General features: G+C 45.6%; 16 protein-coding genes. 9 read left to right on the top strand and 7 right to left on the bottom strand.

The window, feature by feature from the left end:
- Positions 1-3: 3 nt before the first annotated feature.
- Entirely contained in the window at positions 4-1239 is a 1236-nt protein-coding gene (locus KE626_RS33555; RefSeq protein WP_211977465.1) for a Pycsar system effector family protein, read from the bottom strand.
- Positions 1240-1426: 187 nt separating this feature from the next.
- Between KE626_RS33555 and KE626_RS33550 the strand changes: the two genes are divergently transcribed.
- Together KE626_RS33550 and KE626_RS33545 are read left to right on the top strand one after the other, a co-directional pair.
- The gene (locus KE626_RS33550; RefSeq protein WP_211977464.1) at positions 1427-2278 is read left to right on the top strand and encodes a hypothetical protein; all 852 of its coding nucleotides are present in this window, start codon (positions 1427-1429) and stop codon (positions 2276-2278) included.
- Positions 2275-5928 carry a BamA/TamA family outer membrane protein gene (locus tag KE626_RS33545; protein WP_211977463.1) on the top strand — a complete coding sequence of 1218 codons (3654 nt, stop codon included), beginning with the start codon at positions 2275-2277 and terminating at the stop codon, positions 5926-5928. The genes KE626_RS33550 and KE626_RS33545 overlap by 4 nt, the downstream gene beginning before the upstream one ends.
- A gap of 196 nt (positions 5929-6124) precedes the next feature.
- Here KE626_RS33545 and KE626_RS33540 read toward each other — a convergent pair whose 3' ends face one another.
- The 5 genes from KE626_RS33540 to KE626_RS33520 form a co-directional block, all read right to left on the bottom strand.
- Complete coding sequence (locus KE626_RS33540; protein ID WP_211977462.1) at positions 6125-8455, bottom strand: GAF domain-containing protein; 2331 nt, start codon at positions 8453-8455, stop codon at positions 6125-6127.
- Positions 8456-8675: 220 nt separating this feature from the next.
- Entirely contained in the window at positions 8676-9899 is a 1224-nt protein-coding gene (gene lysA / locus KE626_RS33535) for a diaminopimelate decarboxylase (protein ID WP_211977461.1), read from the bottom strand.
- Between the two features lie 161 nt (positions 9900-10060).
- On the bottom strand, positions 10061-10459 hold the full coding sequence (locus KE626_RS33530) for an RNA-binding S4 domain-containing protein (RefSeq protein WP_211977460.1): 399 nt from the start codon (positions 10457-10459) through the stop codon (positions 10061-10063).
- Between the two features lie 79 nt (positions 10460-10538).
- Positions 10539-11918, bottom strand: a complete 1380-nt coding sequence (locus KE626_RS33525; protein WP_211977459.1) for a dipeptidase — start codon at positions 11916-11918, stop codon at positions 10539-10541.
- A 167-nt stretch (positions 11919-12085) separates the two neighbouring features.
- The gene (locus tag KE626_RS33520) at positions 12086-12550 is read right to left on the bottom strand and encodes a response regulator (protein ID WP_134643530.1); all 465 of its coding nucleotides are present in this window, start codon (positions 12548-12550) and stop codon (positions 12086-12088) included.
- A gap of 387 nt (positions 12551-12937) precedes the next feature.
- Between KE626_RS33520 and KE626_RS33515 the strand changes: the two genes are divergently transcribed.
- The 4 genes from KE626_RS33515 to KE626_RS33500 all read left to right on the top strand — a co-directional run bounded on the left by KE626_RS33515 (position 12938) and on the right by KE626_RS33500 (position 15847).
- On the top strand, positions 12938-13516 hold the full coding sequence (locus tag KE626_RS33515; protein WP_211977458.1) for a LemA family protein: 579 nt from the start codon (positions 12938-12940) through the stop codon (positions 13514-13516).
- A 115-nt stretch (positions 13517-13631) separates the two neighbouring features.
- Entirely contained in the window at positions 13632-14090 is a 459-nt protein-coding gene (locus tag KE626_RS33510) for a TPM domain-containing protein (RefSeq protein WP_211977457.1), read from the top strand.
- A gap of 36 nt (positions 14091-14126) precedes the next feature.
- Positions 14127-14909 carry a TPM domain-containing protein gene (locus KE626_RS34975; RefSeq protein WP_211977456.1) on the top strand — a complete coding sequence of 261 codons (783 nt, stop codon included), beginning with the start codon at positions 14127-14129 and terminating at the stop codon, positions 14907-14909.
- Positions 14910-14926: 17 nt separating this feature from the next.
- The gene (locus tag KE626_RS33500) at positions 14927-15847 is read left to right on the top strand and encodes a hypothetical protein (RefSeq protein WP_211977455.1); all 921 of its coding nucleotides are present in this window, start codon (positions 14927-14929) and stop codon (positions 15845-15847) included.
- Between the two features lie 225 nt (positions 15848-16072).
- Here KE626_RS33500 and KE626_RS33495 read toward each other — a convergent pair whose 3' ends face one another.
- The gene (locus tag KE626_RS33495; RefSeq protein WP_211977454.1) at positions 16073-18622 is read right to left on the bottom strand and encodes a M1 family metallopeptidase; all 2550 of its coding nucleotides are present in this window, start codon (positions 18620-18622) and stop codon (positions 16073-16075) included.
- A 134-nt stretch (positions 18623-18756) separates the two neighbouring features.
- Between KE626_RS33495 and KE626_RS33490 the strand changes: the two genes are divergently transcribed.
- From KE626_RS33490 to truA, 3 genes are all read left to right on the top strand, one after another.
- Complete coding sequence (locus KE626_RS33490) at positions 18757-19254, top strand: biotin/lipoyl-containing protein (RefSeq protein WP_211977453.1); 498 nt, start codon at positions 18757-18759, stop codon at positions 19252-19254.
- Between the two features lie 36 nt (positions 19255-19290).
- Positions 19291-20829, top strand: a complete 1539-nt coding sequence (locus KE626_RS33485; RefSeq protein ID WP_211977452.1) for a proline and serine-rich protein 1 family protein — start codon at positions 19291-19293, stop codon at positions 20827-20829.
- 131 nt (positions 20830-20960) lie between these two features.
- Positions 20961-21725 carry a tRNA pseudouridine(38-40) synthase TruA gene (gene truA, locus KE626_RS33480; RefSeq protein ID WP_211977451.1) on the top strand — a complete coding sequence of 255 codons (765 nt, stop codon included), beginning with the start codon at positions 20961-20963 and terminating at the stop codon, positions 21723-21725.
- Positions 21726-22171: the final 446 nt, after the last annotated feature.

Below are 22171 nucleotides of genomic sequence, written 5' to 3'. Positions count from 1 at the left end.
TCATTATGCTTTTACCGGAAAGAAAATAGCTGCAATCAAAAAGGAGAGTACAGATATAATGAGACCAAACATGAAGATATTATAGGAAATACGCAGCAGTTTGTACTTATGCCCGAGCACCACACCGAGATAGTAAATATCCCTGGTCATGCTGCTGTACAGGAAGTCGGCATCATTCATCATCTGTTTCATTCCCCATTGGTATTCTTCCAGGTGCATTTTATAGAAGTTGCCAAAAAACAGCAGGTTAGCGTCTTTCTTCTCAATATCTGTTTTGGTAAACACGCCACTCGTAACATTAGGACGGGTGGCTAATACGGAGAAGATAACCGTTAGCACTGCCGTGGTAAGAAATATGATGGAAGGAATAACCATGTTGGGATAGTCTTCCAGTCTTCTTACCAGCACACTCAATATCACCGAGATGATAATGGAGTTTACGGAAATCATGATATGTGCTTTGCTGTCGGCCATAGAGCTGAGCCGGATATGATTGGTAGAAGTGGTTCTGAACATGGTTTCCACCCCCCGTTCTGCTTTCTTGTCTTTCAGTTTTTCCTTTTTCACTTTTTCAGCAGCGCTTTTCGGAGCTTCTGTACTGCCGGGAACGATGCTGGTTTCTTCTGCAGCATCGGCCGATTTTTTCTCCAGCTTCTTCTGCAGTTTGGCGAGATTTTCCTCTTTTTGTTGCTTGAACAGTGTTTGGGCGTAGTCCGTCCAGTAGTGATGTGTTGTTAAAAAGGCAACGTTGTTGGTCAGCCATTTGACGGCGGGAATCTCCATCTGATAGACCAACTCCAGCTCTTTACGGAGCAATTTATTACGGTCTGAAAATTCTTTTGATCCCAGGTGGGAGAGGTCGGCATCGCAAACGATCTGTTCTACCAGGGTTTGGGGCGACTGGGGCATTTTGGTGGCCATAATAGCTCCCTGCACCATAGATTGAACATTTTCCGGCGCCTGTTGTTGCTGTAGAAATACCAGGGCTTCTTTGGCGCCATTTTCCTCATGAGCCTTGCCTTCTCCCAATAAATAACCGGCATCGTGAAACCAGGCAGCCACATAAACGGCCACCAGTTCATCATCCTGCAAACGGTAATGGGCCGCAATTTGCGCAGCTGCCTGTACTACCTGCTGTGTATGAACCAGATTGTGATATACCAGGTTAGGGTTCGGGTGTTGCTGATACTGGGCTAGTACATAATCCCGGGCTGCATCTATAATTGTGCTGTTTTGCATATTGGTAGTATTGAATTAAAATTACGAATTACGAATTATGAATTACGTATTTGTGTGGAGATATCCGGAAAGACTGTTTTCCGTGTTTGCAATCCCCGTACAAATAAGTAATTCATAATTTGTAATTCGTAATTCTTCACGGAAGTTACTGCATTTTTGAGTTAAATTTATGCTATAAAGTTACACTATGGATGTCCGTATCGGGTTAATATTTCTCCTCTTCTTACTGTCATGTAATGCTTTCGGCGACAGGGAACAAAAAGTATACGCCTCTCCGGCAGGCTATGATCTGAAAGAGCCTGTACGCTACCGGTTACGGGAATCCATGCAGGAGATCTCCGGTATAGAGCTGTTTCCCGATGAACATAAAATTATGGCCATCAACGATGAGCAAGGACGGATCTACCAGGTAGATGTGGCCGCAACCAGCCCCTATCCGCATTATAAATTCGCGAAAGACGGTGACTACGAGGATATTTGCCATACCGACAGTGGCTGGTTTGTGCTGAAAAGCAACGGCTCATTGTTCCATGTACATGGATTATTTACTGACAGCGTTTACAGCGACCACTACAAAATGGTCAAACAGGGGAAACGCGAGTTTGAAACCACTTACTACGACCCCAAGAAGAACGGTATCGTGATGATCTGCAAGAACTGTGAAGACGACAAAAAGCTGGGGGTTACCAGCGCCTATCGCTTTGATCTGGCCACCAAATCGTTTGATACCACGGCCATTTACCGGTTCGATAACCGGGAAATAGCCAAACTGGCCGGCTCAGACATGCGTTTCTTTAAACCTTCTGCCGCCGCTATTCACCCTGTGGAAAAAAGATTATACATTGTGGCTTCTGTAAACGGTTTGCTGGTCATCACCGACCTGCAGGGACATGTACAGGAAGCTTATAACCTGAAACATCGCTTATTTTTACAGCCGGAAGGAATTGCTTTTGCGCCCAACGGGGATATGTTTATTTCTAACGAAGGCGGTTACGACGGCACCGCCGCTATTCTTAAATTCACTTACAAGTCCAAATGATCAGATCAGCCATCATCTTTATAGTAGTCACACTATTGGGTTACCACCATGGCTATGCCCAAACCCCTGATGTAGTAAAACGTATTATTCTCATTGGCGACGCCGGAGAACTGCACGCCAACGGGCAAAACGCCGTGGTAGACGCCGTACGGAAGACATTCGACCTGCAGGATGCCCGTAACACCATCCTGTTCCTGGGCGACAACGTATACCCGAAAGGGTTACCCGACTCCTCCAGCCCCCGGTTCCCAACAGCCAAAGAAATTCTTGACTACCAGATTAACCTGGTAAGGGGTACCAACGCAAATGGATATATTATTCCCGGTAACCACGACTGGAATAAAAGTAAACCTGACGGTTGGGATATTATCCGTAACCAGCAACAATATGTAGATTCACAGCATCTCAATAATGTTCATTTTGAACCCAAGGAAGGCTGTCCCGGTCCTGTTGAAGTGAAGATCTCGGACAGTATCACGCTCATCATTATGGATAGCGAATGGTGGGTATTCCCTTATCAGAAGCCGGGACTGGAATCGTCCTGCGACTGTAAGGACAACGACGAAATACTCACCAAACTATCGGAAATAGTAGCATTGAACCGTAATAAGCTGATCATTTTTGCTACCCATCATCCCTTCCGCAGTTATGGTATTCATGGTGGTTATTATACCATCAAACAGCATATTTTCCCTTTAACAGATCTGAATCCAGGGCTATATGTGCCATTGCCGGTGATAGGTTCTATTTATCCTATTGCCCGCGGCGTATTTGGTACGCCGGAAGATATTCCCAATCCGAAATACCAGCAGATGGTGAAAGGCGTGGAAGAAGCCCTGAAACCGCATGGCCCGGTAGTATTTGTATCCGGCCATGATCACACGTTGCAGCTGATAAAGGATAACCAGAATGCCTATGTGGTGAGCGGCAGTGGGGCAAAACACAACCGCGTAAAGAAAGGGTCAAAGTCGTTATTTGCCTCTACCGCCAATGGCTTCAGCACGGTGGAATTAATGTCGGATAATACCGTGCGGGTACAGTATTACTTTGCCGGCAACGGCAATACCCCCGTATTTACCAATAATCTTTTCCGCCTGCAGGATATCCAGCAACAGGGCAGGGTCTATACTACCCCGGCACAATTGCCGCCGTTTATAAAAATGGCTGCAGATACCCAGTATAACGATGTAGGCCGCTTTCATAGATTTTTGCTGGGAGAAAATTACCGGAAAGTATGGGGAACCCCTATGAATTTCCCGGTACTGGACCTTAAAACAGCCAAAGGCGGATTAAAGGTATTACAGCGCGGTGGCGGTAAACAAACACATTCACTCCGGCTGGAAGACAGCACCGGTACCGAATATTCCATGCGCTCCCTCCGGAAATTTCCACTGGCCGCTATCCCCGAAATATTGAGGGAAACCATCGCCAAAGAAGTGGTGCAGGATCAGATTTCAGCTGCCAACCCGTATGCGCCGCTGGCGGTAAGCGTGCTGGCCGAAGCTGCCGGTGTACCACATACCAATCCAACCTTTGTATACCTGCCCGCAGATACGGCACTAGGGGCCTTTGCCAGCGACTATGGCAACGAACTGTATCTCTTTGAAGAAAGAGAACCCATGACGGGCAAAAATGATAAAACATACAACACCCCAAAAGTACTCGCAAAGATCTGGGGCGACAATGACGTGCATGTAGACCAGAAGTCGGTGCTGCGGGCCCGTATCCTTGATATGTACATTATGGACTTTGACCGCCACGATGATCAGTGGCGCTGGTATAAGGAGTCGCATAAGGGAGAAGATTATTATTACCCGGTTCCCCGCGACCGTGATCAGGCATTTTTTATTAACGGTGGTGTCATACCACGCGCTGCAACAAGACCATGGCTGTTGCCGGCCATACAGGGATTCCGTGATGGTATCCCGGATATCAACGGCTTTAACTTCAGCACCCGTTATTTCGACCGTTCTTTCCTCAACGAGATGGATGAAAAAGACTGGAAAAAACAAACGGATAAATTTTTGAAGAAGATGACCGACAGCGTGCTGCAGGCTGCTGTAAACGCTTTTCCCGATACCGTTAAAGCGCAGGTGGGCCCAATGATGCTCCATCGTTTGTCTGTTCGCCGTAACATCCTGGAAAAGAATTTGCTCAAATATTATCGGTTCCTTGCTAAGGGTGTAGATATCCCCGCTACAGAAAAGAATGAACTGATTACCGTGGAGAAACAGGCTGGCGGCGCCGTAGCGCTGAATATGTTTAAAATCAGCAAAAAGGGCGTGGTACAACAGAATATCTATTCCCGCACTTTTGATCCGGCTGTTACCAAAGAAGTAAATGTGTACGGCATGGGTGGAAACGACCGTTTTGAAATAAAAGGCGATCACGGCACACCTATACGTATAAGACTTATTGGCGGCAAAGAAGCAGATACCTACGTAGATAGCACCACTGTAAAAGCAGGGAAACGGATACGCATATACGACCAGCGTACCGGCAAAGATAGTTTTGCGCTGACACGCAATGAGCAACGCCGTTTATCCAACGACCCGGAGAATATTAAATACAACCGCAGCGCTTTCCAATACGAAAAAACAATGCCGCTGCTGGCAGGGGGTTATAACCGCGATGACGGTGTTTTGCTGGGTTTAGGCCTGTCTGTTACCCGTCATGCTTTCAGGAGAGAGCCTTTCTCCACCAAGCATTTGTTTACAGCCACCCACGCATTGGCAACACGTGCCTGGAACTTCCGCTACGAAGGGGAGTATACTGATGTGATTGGAAAATCAGACCTGTTAGTATTTGCCAGAGCCAAAGCGCCCAATAATACCATCAACTTTTTTGGCTATGGCAACGAAACGGTGTTTGATAAATCCAATAACAAAACCATTTCCTACTACCGGGCCAGGTATAATTTCTATACCGCGGAAGCGTTGCTGAGAACGAGTTTCGGGAATCACCTGAATATAGCGTATGGCCCAACTTTCAATAATTATGCTTTTAATAAGGAGGAAAATGATAACCGTTTCATCACTAATTTCAAAGACAACGGGCTGGACTCCGCCGGTATCTACAGCAACAAAGCCTATGCGGGCGGCAAGATAGTAGCTACTATAGATACCCGTAATAATAAGATCATTCCTACACGCGGCGTCCTGTGGACAACCACCTATGCCGGTAATTTTGGGTTGAATAATAGCAGTCACAACACTACGCAGCTGCAGTCCGACCTGAGCCTGTATATGAGTTTCCGCATACCTGCTAATTTTGTAATTGTGAGCCGTTTTGGTGGTGGCAAACTATGGGGCAACTATGAATACTTCCAGGCGCTTACGGTAGGTGGTGTGCAGAACCTGCGCGGCTACCGCAACTTCCGTTTTGCCGGCGATGCCAATGTGTATAACAACACAGAAATACGCGTGAAGCTCTTCGATCTGAAAACATATGTACTGCCTGCAGGGGTAGGACTGATCGCCTTTAACGATGTAGGACGTGTATGGCGGGAGAACGAAACATCGCATGTATGGCACGATGGATACGGCGGTGGTATTTATGTAGCGCCTATCAATGCGCTTATTATTACCGCAGTAGTAGGTCATTCCAAAGAAGAAACCGTACCGTATGTGACTTTCGGTTTTAAATTCTAGCCGATTTTTTCTTGCCCGGGATTTCAAAGGTTTTGATGATTTACAGGATTTTTCCTATGATGATTTTTAAAAGATTAGGGGAGATAAAAGCATATCCGCTTTTATCTCCCCTAATCTTTTTTAATTCGCTAAATCAAAAAATAAAAATCCTGTAAATCATCAAAATCTTTGAAATCCCGGGCAAGAAAAAATCCGCTTACTCCTCCTCCATATTCACTCTCACCCTGAGTGCCTTCAGACCGCTTACGCCCTGTAGCTCTTCGAGGTCGAGCATCTCAATTTCGGGCAGCAATATTTTTTTGCTTTGAAGGAAGGTGATGTATTTTTTCAATTCTTCCATTTCCCTTACATAAGAGTATACCATTGCAATGGTGCCGGGTTGTGTTAACCTTTCACCGGTATCTTTTACATGTACTTTGTCGATACGTTTTTTGATAATCTCATAGCGGACATTATACGCGCCTTCCACATCAAATCTGCGCTCATCGCTGCGGAAGCTGATAGTGATAGGAGCGCTGTGCATGAGGATCATCTGTGTGGTTTGCAGCGGGGTCTTTAATTTGGGTCCCAGCTTATGCGTAAGCCTCGCAATATGAGCCATAGAAGAAAGCTGCCACAGGCGCAGGTTACGCAGGTACAACTGATCAAATTTCTTTTCCTGTGCAATAGACTGACCAATATAAATGGTGTATTCCACACCATCTGTACGGTATTTCTCAAAGTAGCATGGGAAGGAATGCTGTATGTATTGGCGCTCTTTTTCCAGGTATTGACTAATGGCCGCATTGATTTTTGATAAGCTTTCCTCGTATTCCCTCCGGTGATGATATACATGTCCTTCTGACTTATCCATTTTGGCGAAATAGTTGGTCAGTAGTGGTTTCAGGGTGTCGTTACCTTCACAGAGATGCTCCAGCACGGGTTGTATTTCCTGTTCCATGAATTCGTTCACTTTCAGGTCTTCGCCGGCAGAGAGGCTATCGCTGAGGTTATTCAGCAGGTCGTTGGTTTTAAACTGCAGCTCTTCCAGCAACGGCAGATGTATGGTTTGCCCGATGGTTTCGAGGGTATCGCGGATCAGCTCCAGTTGTTCCTGTAAGTCCTCCCTGATGGCATTGCCCTGCTGCACAGAAGAATTGCGGATGTCTACCGCACCGTAGAGCGGGTATACTTCTTCAAAGCTGATGCTTTCAATATCTTTTCTTTCTTCTGTTGGTGTGAGCAGGTAATTCCAGGCTGCGTCCACGAATTTCCATTCTACGGAGGGTTGTAAGGCAGTGAACTGATCCTTGATCACTTCATTTAAGCGGCTCTCCAGGATGTTCATACTGCGGTTGAGCATTAGTACCAGCAGGGGATAGGTGTTCTGAAATTTCCACAAAGGATCGGCAGATAGCCGGTTAGGTGTGGAAGATGCCAGTTCCAGTACGCCCAGGATCTCCTTTTTATGGGTGATCGGGAATACCAGGAAGCTCCTGATATTTTTTATAGGCAGATACTTGAGAAAAGCATGCGGTGCGATGGTGGTTTCGTTTACATCCGGAACAATCAGTGGAATAGGATGCTGTTGCACGTGTTCCAGCAATAACTGGAAAAAATGCTGCTGTTGTTTTTTGTTGCCTACTCCCAGGATCGGATCTGTATTGGAGAACTGTTCTTCCAGTACATTCTTCCCGTTTACCTTCGGAAAGGGCACTACGTGGGCGGTGATGTCCGGAACGCCCAGTATCACCGGGATCATTTTTTCCAGGGTACGATAGCTCTCTATTTCATTGCTGGCGCGCATATTCATCACCAGGCTTTTGATATTATTGAGCGTTTCGGATTGTGTAACATCTTTTACCGTCCAGATCACAAAGCCTTCCAGGGAAAACATGTTGGTGGGCAACAGTTCCTGCAGTGCTTCCGGCGTAATTTGTTTGGAACAGAACTGATCATAGTTCAGTACCGGCAGATTGCCCTTTACTTTTACCTCTACAAAGCGTGGGTCTATATTCACCTTTACATAACGTTTACCTCCATCCGGTGTTTCCACAGTATGGATGATTTCGTTCTTGTAGGTCATCGGAAAATGATACACTTTCTCCAGGATGAGCTTATACAGCCAGGTGATCTTATCTTTTTTCACCTGGGCCAGTGAAATGCCATCCGGAACAGCGGTCAGTTCTTTCCCATTCTCTGTAAACAACTGCTTAAACAGGTCAGAGTAGTAGAAAATGGCGAATTTAAAAGGTACGCCAATGCCATAAATATCTTTGGTAGCATCTGTTGTTACCGGGAAAATGGCGGATATCAACAGGTCCAGGTATTCTTTATAAGGGCTCAGATCACTATCACTGGAAATGGGCTTCAGGGTATCCGGGTTGCTTTCAAACTTATCAATGATGAGTTTATAGAAAGGAGAGCGGACTTCATCGGCATTATTTACCTTTTCCTTTAAATAATTCAGGAAGGGGACGAATGATATATTAGACTCAATTACTTTATCATCGTTAAATACACCGGGGTGTGCAGTTAAAACTTTCATATCAACGTATAATTATAACCAAAGGCCATCAATTTTGGTGTGCCAGCAAAAAAATATCTTATTACAATTACAGTAAAATCAGTGCAGGAATAACAGAGGGAAGTATACTAATGTAGACGCAAAGGTAGGGGAAATATTGTATTCAACATCCGGGTCAGCTGCAGGTAATTGATATTATATCTGAAAATCAATTACCTGCATTTCTGAAAAACCGGGAATTTTATTGCAGCTCAATCTGGTTTTTGAGCAGATCGTCTATCGTATCGCGTTTACGTATCAGGTGTGGCTTGCCATCTCTTACCAGTACTTCCGCTGGTTTAAGGCGGGAGTTAAAGTTGGAAGACATCTCAAAGCCATAGGCGCCGGCGTTATAAAACACCAGGTAGTCACCTTCTCTTACCTCATTTATTTTTCTGTCCCATCCAAAAGTGTCGGTTTCGCAGATATTACCTACTACGGTGTATATCCGTTCGGTGCCTTTAGGATTGGAAATATTACGGATCAGGTGGAAGGCATCGTAAAACATAGGTCTGATCAGGTGGTTAAAGCCTGAGTTCACGCCTACAAATACATTAGCCGTTGTTTGTTTGATCACGTTAGCTTTTACTACAAAGTAACCGGATTGACTTACAAGGAACTTTCCTGGTTCGAACCACAGCTGGAGTGGGCGTACGTATGATTTCGCGAAGTTGTTGAATGCTTCGCTCAGTTTCTTACCGAGCAGATCAATATCGGTTTCAGGATCGCCCTGCTGGTAGGCTACTTTGAAGCCGCTGCCCAGGTCAATAGATTCCAGGTCAGGGAAATGCTGTACCATTTCAAACATCACTTCTACACCACGAAGAAACACATCCACGTCTTTGATTTCAGAGCCGGTATGCATGTGCAGGCCTGTTACTTTCAATTTGGTGGAATTGATAATACGTTCAATATGACGCATCTGGTGGATGGAAATACCAAACTTGCTATCGATATGGCCTGTGGAGATCTTGAAATTACCACCTGCCATGATATGCGGGTTCAGGCGGATGCAGATCGGGTAGCTGCCGCCGAACTTATTGCCAAACTGCTCCAGGATAGAGAGGTTGTCTATATTGATGATTACGCCCAGGTCTTTTGCAGCAATAATTTCCTGCAAATCCACACAGTTGGGGGTAAAGATGATGTTTTTAGGATCAAATCCGGCCTTCAGGCCCAATTGCACTTCCTGGATGGATACAGTATCCAGTCCGCAACCAATGGAATTGATGTACTTAAGGATATTGATATTGGTCAATGCCTTACAGGCGTAGAAAAAGCGGGTGTCGGCCTTATGAAAAGCCTTCTGGAGCTTTTCATACTGGGTTTTTATCTTTTCTGCATGGTATATATATACCGGGGTACCAAATTCTTCTGCTACTTTCACGAGGAAATCCGCAGCAAGTACGTCGCTTTGTTTAGGCATTGATAATCCTTAGTTTAAGAATGAGGTGGCAAAATTACTACGCAAAAGTGAGAAATTGTAGAAAAAAGCATAGAGCGCTTCAATTGGCAAGGCGTTTAAAATAAAAAGGCGCCGCTAACGTGCAGAGCGGCGCCTTTTTCTGTAAAATATCCTGTGAAAACCTACTCTTCCCCGTCTCCTTCCATAAAACCTTCTATACTTCTTCGGTCTTTTTTCGTTGGACGGCCAATCTTACTTTGCCGTTTACCGGTCTGGAATACAGAGGGTACAAAGGCTGGCGCTAATTTATCTTCATCAGGTGTTGTATCAAGATAATATTTAATGGCTTCGCTGTACGCTACCCGGTTGGATAGCAGGCCGGTTACTTCTATCACCCATTTACGGGCTTCTGATCTGATTTCAAACTTATCGCCGATGTTTACCGGCTTGGCAGCTTTTACAGAGGAGCCGTTCATCTTTACTTTACCGCCGTCGCAGGCATCTGCAGCCTGGCTGCGTGTTTTAAATACCCGGATCGACCAGAGGTATTTGTCGACGCGTACTTTTTCAGGAGTGCTCATAAGCTTTTAGCTTTTAGCAGTTAGCTTTTAGTAAGTGCAGCGGAGATGGCGGCTTTTACCTGGAGCTAACTGCCGGTGTTTAACCATTATTTTTTGCCATTTCCGCAAAAAATTTGTGGAAATATGGAATGGTTTCGATGCCTTTGTAGTAGTTGTCCAAACCATACTTCTCGTTGGGAGAGTGCAGGTTATCACTATCCAGGCCAAAACCCATCAATACTGTTTTCAGTCCCAGTTCCTTTTCAAACAGTGCTACAATGGGAATGCTGCCGCCGCCGCGAACAGGAATAGGATCTTTGCCAAACGTGGCATTGATCGCCTTGTGGGCTGCTTTGAATGCAACAGAGTCGGTGGGTGTTACATAAGGGCTGCCACCATGGTGTTTGGTCACTTTCACTTTTACACTTTTCGGTGCAATAGCTTCAAAGTGTTTGGTAAACAGGTCAGATATTTCGTGCCAGTCCTGGTTAGGAACAAGGCGCATGGATATCTTGGCAAATGCTTTGGATGGTAAAACTGTTTTAGAGCCTTCGCCGGTATATCCACCCCAGATACCGTTTACTTCGAGGGTAGGACGGATGCCTGTTCTTTCGATGGTGCTATAACCTTTTTCTCCCCATACATCTGCTATTCCCAGGTCTTTCTTATATTCTTCCTCATCAAACGGAGCAGCGTTCAGTGCGGTTCTTTCTTCTGCGCTCAGCTCCTGTACTTTATCGTAGAAGCCTGGAATAGTGATGTGGTTATTGTCGTCGTGCAGGGAAGCAATCATTTTTGCGAGGACGGTTGCAGGATTAGCCACTGCGCCGCCATAAACGCCACTGTGCAGGTCGCGGTTAGGACCAGTTACTTCTACTTCCATATAGGCAAGGCCACGCAGACCTGTGTCAATGGAAGGGTTTTCGAGGCTGATCATGGAAGTATCTGAAATCAATACTACATCAGCTTTCAGCCGCTCTTTATTTTCTTTCAGGAAGATGCCCAGGTTCGCGGAGCCTACTTCTTCTTCGCCCTCAATCATAAACTTGATATTACACGGAATGGTGTTAGTCTTGTTCATGGTTTCAAAGGCTTTTACGTGCATGTAAAACTGGCCTTTGTCGTCGGCGCTGCCGCGGGCATATATGTTGCCGTCTTTGATCACCGGCTCAAACGGACCACTGTGCCACAGCTCCAGCGGGTCTGCGGGCTGTACATCGTAGTGGCCGTATACCAGTACGGTGGGTAAGGACGGATCTATAATCTTCTCTCCATAAACGATAGGATGACCTGCAGTCTGACACACTTCTACTTTTTCAGCGCCGGCTTCCTGCAGGCGCAGCTTTACAGCTTCTGCACATTGCTGTGTATCTCCATTATGACGGGAATCCGCACTCACAGATGGAATGCGTAACAGCGCCAGTAATTCATCCAGGAAACGATCTTTATTCTCCGCCTGGTAATCTTTCCAAACTTGCATGATTCAGGAAATTAAGTTCACAATGTGGTGCAAGTTAAAGGAAAATCAACATTCAGAAATTGCAGATAGGCGGATTTTGATGAACGGGCTGAGGGAAGTACAATGGTATAATAAGATAACAGGCTCCTGTAAGGGAACTGTAGTCAGAGATGGGGCGCATTAAAGGATCAGGAAATCAGTTTCTGTCGTACCAGGAACTCAAGCTTCTGGTTTACATCCAGCAACTTGGCGGTCAGTTCTTTGTTTTCCTTACGAAGGGCATACACCTCATATGCTTTGTCGATGTTGTGTTTCAGTTCTTCTTCGTTCCAGGGTTTGGAGAAATACTTGTATACCTGTCCTTTGTTGATGGCATCTACCACCGCGTTAATGTCGGCATACCCTGTTAACAGCATACGAATAGGTTCGGGATACCTTTCCAGTATGGATTCAAAAAACTCTATCCCGGTTGTTTTGGGCATTCGCTGATCCGAGATAATGATGTGAAATTCCTGTTCGGCCAGGAGCTTCTCTGCCTCTTCCGCCGAGGTAGCCGTTACTACGTTGTACAGTCTTCTGAAAGAAGCTTTAAAGGCATTCAGATTGTGTATTTCATCATCAATATAGAGTATATGGATGTGTTGTGCACTCATTTAAGCAGACTTAGTTCCAAGTTATTGATAATAAATGAGTTAGAAACAATGAACCTTTGATATCGATTTTGTATCCATTCCACCCCATTCACCATAGATCGTTTAGTAAAACGTTCAACGTTTTATACGTTGCAAAGGTACATATAAACATACTGTTTTATGATGAATATTTCAAGGATGAATGAACTTTTTTAAAAAATTGCCGTTTCCTTATCCAATAGCTATTTAGTGGCTTAGTTTCCATATTTTCGTGTAGGCGTGAAAAGCTTGCGTTTACCGCTTTTTTTATAGCATTCACCGGTGAAAACAACACGTACACCGGTAAGCCTTAAAACGGGAATACGTTTTGCATCATTGCCGGCACTTAAAACTTAAATTTTAATTCAGATGAAAACAGGAATTATTGTAATTGTAGTACTCGTATTATTAGGCATGTTTGGTTGTGGTAAATACAACGGCCTCGTGACTAAGGATGAAAACGTGAAGAATAAATGGGGAGTGGTACAGAGTAGCTATCAACGCCGCGCTGACCTGATTCCTAACCTGGTAGCCACTGTAAAGGGCGCCGCCAACTTCGAAACTGAAACCCTTGAGAAAGTGATACAGGCACGTGCCAGCGCTACACAGATCAAGGTAGATGTGAATGATCTGAGCCCTGAAAAAATCCAGCAATACCAGGCTGCACAAGGTCAGCTCAGCCAGGCATTAGGCCGTTTGCTCGCGGTGTCTGAAAGTTATCCGGACCTGAAAGCAAACGCCAACTTCCAGAACCTGCAGGCACAGCTGGAAGGTACTGAAAACAGGATCAACGTTGCCAGAAATGACTTCAACGAAGCCGTAAATGGTTATAACAGTTCTGTTCGTGCTTTCCCAACCAACATCGTTGCGGGTATCACAGGCTTTAAACAAAAAGGTTACTTCGAAGCAGCTGCTGGTGCTGAAAACGCACCACAGGTGAAATTCTAAAATAACCCATACGAGTATTTCCGGTTCCTGATCAATGTGGACGCCGGCCGGGAAAGACAAGTTTCCCGGTCAGTTCTCCTGCCGTCAGTAACCGGAAATTAAAAATATATAACGCATGCGCATTTTTCCTTTTAAACGAAAAGAGATTTTTTCAGAAACGGAGAAGAATAGACTGGTGCAGGCTATCCGGGTAGCAGAACGACTTACATCCGGAGAAATCAGGTTGTTTGTAGAAAGTCATTGCACCTATGTAGACCCCATGGATAGGGCCAGAGAAGCCTTTGCATCACTGGAAATGGGAAAAACTAAATTGCGCAACGGCGTATTGGTATATGTGGCCATTAAAGACCGGCAGTTTGCCATCCTGGGCGACCAGGGCATACATGACAAAGTGGGCGACGACTTCTGGATAAAAGAAGCAGGGTTGTTGATAGACCATTTCCAGGATAATCGTATCATTGAAGGCATCGAAGCATGTATAGCAGAAATAGGGGCTTCACTCCGCACCTGGTTTCCGCATGAAGCCGGCACCGATGTCAACGAATTGCCGGATGATATCGTCTTCGGCAAATAACGGCCACTCTTTTTAAACGATTTTAGCTTAGAAACAATGAGGATACTACGCTGGTTTTTACCGGGATTATTAATGATGGCGGGCTTGCTGGCGAAAGCGCAGAATATACCTCCCCGGCCTAATCCTCCAACTTTAGTAAATGACTTTGCAGGTGTATTGCTGAAAGATGAAGACGATGCCCTGGAACACAAAGTTGTTGCTTATTTCGATAGTACCTCTACCCAGATAGCCATCGTAACGCTGAAGTCGATCGGTGATTATGATGTAAGCCAGGTGTCGTTAAAAATATTGCGTGATTGGGGGATTGGTACAAAAGGCAAGAACAATGGAATACTAATTCTTGTTTCAGTTGAAGACAGGAAGATCAGGATAGAAACAGGTTATGGTATGGAAGGCGTGGTGCCGGACGCCGTTGCCAGCGATATCATTAACCAGATTATCAAGCCGGCTTTCCGGGAGGGCCATTACTACCAGGGGCTCGACGGGGCAGTGGATGCTATTAAGAAAGCTGCTGCCGGTGAATACAGGGCGGATCCAAAGCAGAGTAAGCCGGGGATCAGCCCGGGAGGTCTGTTCCTGTTGATCATGCTGATCGTGATCGTTGTTTCTATTATTGGTCGCGGCGGTGGCGGCAGAGGCGGTGGCGGCACCACTTATAACAGGCGCGGAGGCTGGATATGGCCGGTAATAGGCGGTATGGGAGGCTTTGGCGGCGGCGGTGGTGGTGGCTGGTCCGGTGGCGGAGGTTCCGGTGGAGGCGGCTTCGGTGGCTTCGGCGGAGGGTCCGGCGGAGGAGGCGGCGCCAGTGGCAGCTGGTAATATCTGAAAATTATTTTATGGAATACTTGCATGTGTTAAATGGAGATGCTACCCTTACCTTGTTCCGGCAAAGTAAGATACCCGGTGAAGTAGTGGTATGCAGAGAAATGATGTGCGAAGGAAAAGTAAAGTATACCAAAGATCTTACAGCGTTTTTTGAAAGCCGCGCTAAACACCTGGAATTTCAATACGGAATAGATAAACAAACATACTTTACCAATATAGTACAGGAGCTGGAGAGGTTGGACCTCTCCGGCTCCTCTGCTGATGAAATTATCCTCTGGTTTGAATACGACCTGTTCTGCCAGATCAATATGCTGTTTATACTGCATTATATCAGCAGCAAGCTTCCCACACTTCCTCCCATCAGTATTGCCGATCTGCAGCATCATGTGCAACCGGATGACCTGCCTAAAACATTTGAAGAACGTATCAGGCTGGAGCCCAATGATCTTACCCGGGCCGCGGATGTTTGGGACGCCTGGTGCCTCAACACGCCGCAGGCGCTGGAAACAATCAGTAAACTACCTACCGGTAATCTTAAATACCTGCCAGCAGCCATTCATGCCCACCTGAAAAGATTTCCCGATGTAAACACAGGACTCAGTACCATTGAGCATTATTTCCTGTTACGACTGGTACTGGGTAACTACCGCTGGTACGACCTCTACATGCTTTTCTGGAATGAACTCGAAATATATGGCTTCACCAACTTTCAACTCGATATCCTGGTTAACCGGATGGTTCGCGCCGGCGTAATTGAGGAGCATGACCAGATGCTTAAAATTACCAGCCTGGGAAAAGAAATACTGGAAGAAGAAGAAAACTACCTGGACTATGTTTCCCTGGAACACCGGTGGCTGGGCGGCGTGCGGTTGGTCAACAGCTTATGGCGCTGGGATCCGGCTGTAGGGGCGCTGGTAGAATCGGAGCTGTAACGCCGAAGGTTTGGCCTTGCTCAGGATTTTTTCTTGCCCAGGATTAGACTGATTTTGATGATTTAAGGATTTTTTCCTTGATGATTTTAAAAAGATTAGCGAAGATAAAGCGAGTATCCGCTTCTGTCTTCGCTAATCTTTTTTAATCCTGTAAAAATATAATCCTTAAATCATCAAAATCAGTCTAATCCTGGGCAAGAAAAAATCCTCGGCAAGACCCACCTACTATTCTTTGATCGACTTTCTTATTTCTTCAGCAGCCTTACCCATATAGGCTGATTGCTTTTGCAGTTCATCCCTGTTGGCGCCGGAAACGGCAGTTGCTTCCTGGGATTTGTTTTTGCTGATTTCCTGCATCCAGTTACTGACGTAAGTGCTTACCTGCGGGTTGTTAAACTGCGCAGTCATTGCTTTTACCTGGTCTACACCTTTGATAACAGCGGGTGTATTATTTACCTTAGATAAAAAGCCAAGATAGTCGAACGCTGCATTCAGCTTATCCTGACCACTGGTTTCTTCAAATTTGGTAGCAACAAATGAGATATCAGCTGCATTGCCTTTCCTGGCATAAACACCAGCAATGGCATTGACCAGTTTACCTTTGCTATCCCCTTCCATCTGTTTGGCAAGGGTATAGGCTTTATCCAGATCCAGCGCTGCAAGGCCTTCCAGGCCTGCGGCTTCCACACTGTAGGATTTATCTTTCGTAGCAGCTTCAAACAGCGAACTATACTGCGGATCTTTCAATTCAGCCAGTTGTTGTAACGCTGCCGCACGTACGAGCGAGCTGGGATCCTGTTTGGCCAGTTCCTGCAAAATAGGCAGGGTAGCGGCTTTCACTGTACTGTTCGTCATAGTGAGTTTGCCGATGGTATAAGTTCTTAAGCCATGATATTTATCTTTCAGCGCCAGTTGCAACACCTTCACCGCTTCGGGATTGGTAGCCTGGGCGTCTGCTGCTTCATCAATGGCAATGCGGCGGTCCATATAATTGGGCGCATGCGAGTACTGGTAAACATAAGTACTGAATGCACGGTGGTCATCTATCTTAGCTAATACTACTTTATCTGCATCTACATTTACCAGGTCAGGATGGGTAGTATAAGAGAAGGTGAATGAATCCACCTTGTTTTCCATAAAAATAGAATGACGTTCTATCTTACCGCCGGCGTATATGTCAACAGCCATAGGGATCTGCCACACTTTGGCTTCTTTCTGTATCTGCTGTAAAATAACAGTAACTGTTTTGGCAGCATCGTTATACTTATAGCTGATATCCAGTTGGGGGAAGCTCTTTCCAAAGTACCATTCATTAAAGAACCAGTTCATATCACGACCGGTTACTTCTTCAACGGCCAGGCGTAGCTGGTGGGCTTCTGTCGCTTTGAATGCGTTTGTTTTCAGGTATAGGTTCAGCGACTTGAAGAAGGCGGAATCACCTATTGCATTGCGGAGCATGTTTAACACACGACCGCCTTTCTGGTAGGTGATCTGGTCAAACATATCTTCTTTATCATGGTAGTGGAAACGAACCAGATCCTTATCGCCGGAGTATTGAGCCATCGACATATAAGATTGTACAGCTTCAAATCCATGTTCATCTGCAGCGTCCTTGCCATATTTATATTCCAGCCACAGGTACTCGCTGTAGTCCGCAAAAGATTCATTGACGGTAAGATTACTCCAGGACTCCGCAGTGGCGAGGTCGCCAAACCAATGGTGAAACAGTTCATGAGCTATCACGGCTTCATTGTAGTTGTTGTTATCGAGTAATTCCCGATCAGTTTTTTGTATGAAATCACCATGCAGGGTAGCGGTGGTGTTTTCCATAGCACCGGAAACATAGTCACGACCGGAGATCTGAGAATACTTCACCCATGGATAATCATAACCGAGTATTTTGGAGTAGAAGGTGAGCATTTCCGGGGTATTACCGAAAATATTTCTGGCATATTTTTCATAGGCTTTTTCTACATAGTAATTTACTTCTTTGCCACGCCATTTATCCTTTACAATGGCATAGTCGCCTACTGCCATCATAAAAAGGTAGGGAGAGTGGGGAAGGTCCATTTTCCAGGTATCTGTACGGGTACCGTCAGCATTGTTTTTCTGGCTCACCAGCTTGCCATTGGAGAGGGTCACATATTTCTTTTCCACCGTCATGCTGATTTCTTCTGTGCATTTCTGGTTGGTTTTATCTATCGTTGGAAACCAGGCAGATGAGCTTTCTGTTTCACCCTGTGTCCATATCTGAATGGGCTTATTGGGGTCTTTTCCATCAGGATTGATAAAGTATAAGCCTTTGGCTTCCGAAATGGCTGCACTGCCCTTTGTTCTCAGTTCGTCCGGCTTTGCAGTATAATTGATATAGATGACATAAGATTCGCCTGGTTTATATCGTTTATCCAGGGCAATGTGCAGCTGCAGGCTGTCGTAGCTGTACTTCAGCGCACTGTTTTTACCAGCTTTTACAACAGCTACATCTTTGATGTCCATACCTTTGGCGTCCAGTGTGAGGGAGTCAGTGGCATAAAAATGAGGTTTCAGGGTAATCCATGCTTTGCCATAGAGATATCTTTTGGCATAATCAAAACGTACATCCAGCTTGGTATGTACCAGGTCGTTCACTTTAGTGGCAGAGGCGCGGTAAATTTTTAGTGCGGGGTCTTCCTGGCCAGCTTTATCGGATTGGGCCATCAGGGGAGTGCTCATTCCCAGACCTGCTATTCCTCCGATCAACATGCCCATCAGGGTTTGTTTCAGATGTTGATTCATGTAAAAGACAGTTTTAAACAAATGTATCGGCTTGCGATATTAAAAAGAGTCAAATTTAAACAAATGGGCCAAATATGAGGTAAGTGGTTAAAAATGCTATTTTTGTTACACTTAGCGGCCAATAAAACAGTATTATGATCAAAGCAATAGTGAATGGCAAATCCGGGTTTGCCGTGAATACAGATACAAAGGTTACCTGTAATAACCAGGAAGTAGACTGGTCTGCGGCCAGGCTTCCTTCGGGCGATTATAGCATCATAATGGACGGCCATAGCTATCAGGCGCAGGTGTTGCGGGTAGACCGGGACACCAAAACAGTGGTCCTACAGGTAAACCAGCAACAGTTTGAAGTCGTTATAGAAGAGCCAATCGACCAGTTACTGGCATCTATGGGTATTAAAGATGCCATGGCCAGGAAGGTAAATGACATCAAGGCGCCGATGCCGGGGCTGGTATTGAAGGTACTGGTTACGCCGGGACAGGCGATCCGTAAAGGCGATCCGGTATTGATCCTGGAAGCCATGAAAATGGAGAATGTATTCAAATCGGCTTCAGATGCCATCGTTAAAGAAATTAAGGTCGCAGAGCGCACCGCCGTTGAAAAAGGCGAAGTGCTGATCGTGCTGGAATAATATTTGCACAGGAACAGTTTTATACCAATTTATAGTATGCATCTCAAATACAGGACAGTCGTATTCGTTTGGGCATGCTTGTTACTCTGTGGCCGTCTTCTGGCGCAGGAACAGCACCATTACGTATATATTCAGAGCGAGAAGGGACAACCGTTTTATGTAAAACATAATGGTAAAGTATTGAGTTCCACCGAGCGGGGGTATATTATTATACCCCAGCTGGAGAGTGGTACCACGCCTATTACCGTTGGTTTAGCCAAAGATGAAGGCCACGAATCACAGTTTTACCTGAAAATAGCGAAGAATGATCAGGGCTTTTTGCTGAAACAGTCCGGCGAAGCGGGCTATTCTTTGTATAACCTGCAAACATTCCGGGAAATTAAGTCAGAAGCGGGCGCTCCTGCTACGCCGGTTGCTGAAACCGCGGCAGTGGCTGATTCACTGGTTCCTGAGCTGGATACCGCTAAGAAGGAAATGATGACCAATCTGCAGAAAGACCTGGAAACCACTTTTGCAGATAAAGCTATTGTTACGGGGCCTGCCAAGACAACAACGCCGGCCAAATCCTCCAATCCTTTTTCTTCCGCCCTGGATAAAGTAGTAGTGACCGGCGACGACAGAAATGAGCCGGTGGAAGAAGTAAAACCAGCTGCGCCACCCGCCGATGTGCCAGTGGCAACAGGAGAAACCGGGGAAGTAAAGAAGTCCAAAGGTAAAAAGCGTAAAGGTGAAAGAGAGCCGCTGACAGAAGAAGAACAGGCTATTTTAACAGATGTATTGGCGGAGGAAGGCAAAGCAGCAGCCAGCGAGGCCGCTACAGAAGAAGTGGCGAAGGCAACTCCTGCTGCCTCAGAAGAGCCTGTAAAAAAACATAAGAAACATAAGGCAAAGGAGGGGGATCCTGATTTCATAGAATTCCAGGACGACAAGTCCCAGGCGCCGGTGGCTGCCGTGAAAGCTACTGCTGCGCCGGTAGTGGTGGAAGTGCCGGTAACAACACCGGAGGAGCCAACAGCGCCAGTGAAGAAAAAGAAAAAACGCGGTAAACTGTTTGATGATACCGAAAACCCTCCTAATATCATTACAGATTCCAGCGGATACGGCGTAGCCGTAGCCCGCCCGGTTACAGAGGAAGAACCGGTAAAGAGTAAAAAGAAGAAAAAACGCAGTGAGGAAGAAACAGCGGTAGATGCGGCAGGAGCACCTGTTGGGGCAGAAGTGGTACCAGATGTGCCGGCAACGGAAAAGAAGAAAGCGAGCGATGCCCGTTTACTCAATTCTGATTGTACTAATATCATGGACGAGGCCACCTTCCGTAAACTGTTACGTAAGTTCGTGGCTGCCAGAACAGATAACAGCATGATAGATGTGTTCCGCAAGCAAACCCGTAACTACTGCCTGGAAACAGCCCAGATTAAAACCCTGGTACAGTTGCTGACTGCAGATGATACCCGTTATCGCTTGCTGGATGCGGGTTATTCAAAAACATATGATACAGAAAAGTATGGTTCCCTGGAAAGCCTGTTAATTGATGACTACTACCGGGGCAGGTTCAAAGCCATGCTGCATAAATAAGAGTTACGAATTAGGAATTACGAATTACGGATTTGTGAGTAGACGGTAAACGCGAAGGGCATTTGCTGTTATCTACTCACAAATCCGTAATTCGTAATTCCTAATTCGTAATTCTTTAATTTCGCCCCCATATGAACAGGTATTTTATAGAAGTGGGTTATAAAGGGGCGCAGTACAGCGGTTTCCAGGTGCAGGAAAATGCACATACGGTGCAGGCGGAAATAGACCGGGCATTGAGTACATTATTCAGAGAAACCATTGTTAGTACAGGCTCCAGCAGAACGGATGCCGGTGTAAATGCAGCGCAGAATTTCCTTCACTTTGATACGGCGTTGCCGTTGCATCCGCAGTTTATCTACAAGATCAATGCTATCCTGCCCGAGGATGTAGTGTTGAAAGGTATCTACCAGGTGCCTGCAGATGCCAACAGCCGTTTTGCTGCGTTAGGCCGTTCATATGAGTACACCTTATATACACATAAGGATCCGTTCATGAAGGATCGTGGTTATTTTTTTCCTTATAAGTTGGATATAGCTGCTTTGCAGGAAACCGCGGAAATAATAAAGGAGTATAGTGACTTCACTACTTTCTCAAAGCGAAATACACAGGTGAAGACCTATATCTGTAAAATTGAAGAATCGTTCTGGACGGTTGATGGAGAGCGTATAGTCTATAACGTTACTGCCAATCGTTTCCTTCGGGGAATGGTACGGGGCCTGGTGGGAACCATGCTGAGAGTGGGGCGGGGGAAGCTTTCCATGGATCAGTTCAGGAAAGCGGTAGAGAGCAGGGATTGCACAAATGCTGATTTTGCAGTGCCCCCCCAGGGATTGTTTTTGATGAAAGTGAGATATCCGGAAGGGCTTTTGCAGCCGGTTCGCTTTGGTCGCCAATAATTCTTTGCTTCTGTAATCCTTTGCGGTAAAGGGTTACAGAGATTTTTTTAAAATAGTACTGCAAAAAAGTTGGAAGTGTAAAAATTCCGCCTACCTTTGCGCTCCGCTTTGATAGAAAGCACGCATACAAAAGCTCTTCCCGACATCGTATTTCTACATTTTTTTTCAGATGCCCGACAGCCGCTAATACCTGGTGGCAGCGCTTTTGCGGTCAACAGCAATGAAAAAATAAAATTTTAAAAAATCTTTAAAAAGATTTGGTAGAAATGAAAAGTTGATTACCTTTGCAACCCCAACAACAACGGGCCGCAAACGAAAAGCGAAAATTGCGGATAAATTGAAACAGGATGTTTGGCAAAAGTGCCACGGAGATCGGATCTCACACATCAGCAATGATCACAAATGATCTTCAGGTTAATCAGATTAATCAGTAGGATCAGTGATCA

Source organism: Chitinophaga hostae, from assembly GCF_018224885.1.
Taxonomy (GTDB): Bacteria; Bacteroidota; Bacteroidia; order Chitinophagales; family Chitinophagaceae; genus Chitinophaga; species Chitinophaga hostae.
Note: the sequence above shows the minus strand (reverse complement) of the source record. Positions and strands in the feature narration are given on the sequence as shown.

What these genes read in the sequence shown, in the direction of transcription:
- KE626_RS33555 (WP_211977465.1), bottom strand. Translation starts at nt 1,239, where the DNA reads ATGCAAAACAGCACAATTATAGATGCAGCCCGGGATTATGTACTAGCC.
- KE626_RS33550 (WP_211977464.1), top strand. Translation starts at nt 1,427, where the DNA reads ATGGATGTCCGTATCGGGTTAATATTTCTCCTCTTCTTACTGTCATGT.
- KE626_RS33545 (WP_211977463.1), top strand. Translation starts at nt 2,275, where the DNA reads ATGATCAGATCAGCCATCATCTTTATAGTAGTCACACTATTGGGTTAC.
- KE626_RS33540 (WP_211977462.1), bottom strand. Translation starts at nt 8,455, where the DNA reads ATGAAAGTTTTAACTGCACACCCCGGTGTATTTAACGATGATAAAGTA.
- lysA (WP_211977461.1), bottom strand. Translation starts at nt 9,899, where the DNA reads ATGCCTAAACAAAGCGACGTACTTGCTGCGGATTTCCTCGTGAAAGTA.
- KE626_RS33530 (WP_211977460.1), bottom strand. Translation starts at nt 10,459, where the DNA reads ATGAGCACTCCTGAAAAAGTACGCGTCGACAAATACCTCTGGTCGATC.
- KE626_RS33525 (WP_211977459.1), bottom strand. Translation starts at nt 11,918, where the DNA reads ATGCAAGTTTGGAAAGATTACCAGGCGGAGAATAAAGATCGTTTCCTG.
- KE626_RS33520 (WP_134643530.1), bottom strand. Translation starts at nt 12,550, where the DNA reads ATGAGTGCACAACACATCCATATACTCTATATTGATGATGAAATACAC.
- KE626_RS33515 (WP_211977458.1), top strand. Translation starts at nt 12,938, where the DNA reads ATGAAAACAGGAATTATTGTAATTGTAGTACTCGTATTATTAGGCATG.
- KE626_RS33510 (WP_211977457.1), top strand. Translation starts at nt 13,632, where the DNA reads ATGCGCATTTTTCCTTTTAAACGAAAAGAGATTTTTTCAGAAACGGAG.
- KE626_RS34975 (WP_211977456.1), top strand. Translation starts at nt 14,127, where the DNA reads ATGAGGATACTACGCTGGTTTTTACCGGGATTATTAATGATGGCGGGC.
- KE626_RS33500 (WP_211977455.1), top strand. Translation starts at nt 14,927, where the DNA reads ATGGAATACTTGCATGTGTTAAATGGAGATGCTACCCTTACCTTGTTC.
- KE626_RS33495 (WP_211977454.1), bottom strand. Translation starts at nt 18,622, where the DNA reads ATGAATCAACATCTGAAACAAACCCTGATGGGCATGTTGATCGGAGGA.
- KE626_RS33490 (WP_211977453.1), top strand. Translation starts at nt 18,757, where the DNA reads ATGATCAAAGCAATAGTGAATGGCAAATCCGGGTTTGCCGTGAATACA.
- KE626_RS33485 (WP_211977452.1), top strand. Translation starts at nt 19,291, where the DNA reads ATGCATCTCAAATACAGGACAGTCGTATTCGTTTGGGCATGCTTGTTA.
- truA (WP_211977451.1), top strand. Translation starts at nt 20,961, where the DNA reads ATGAACAGGTATTTTATAGAAGTGGGTTATAAAGGGGCGCAGTACAGC.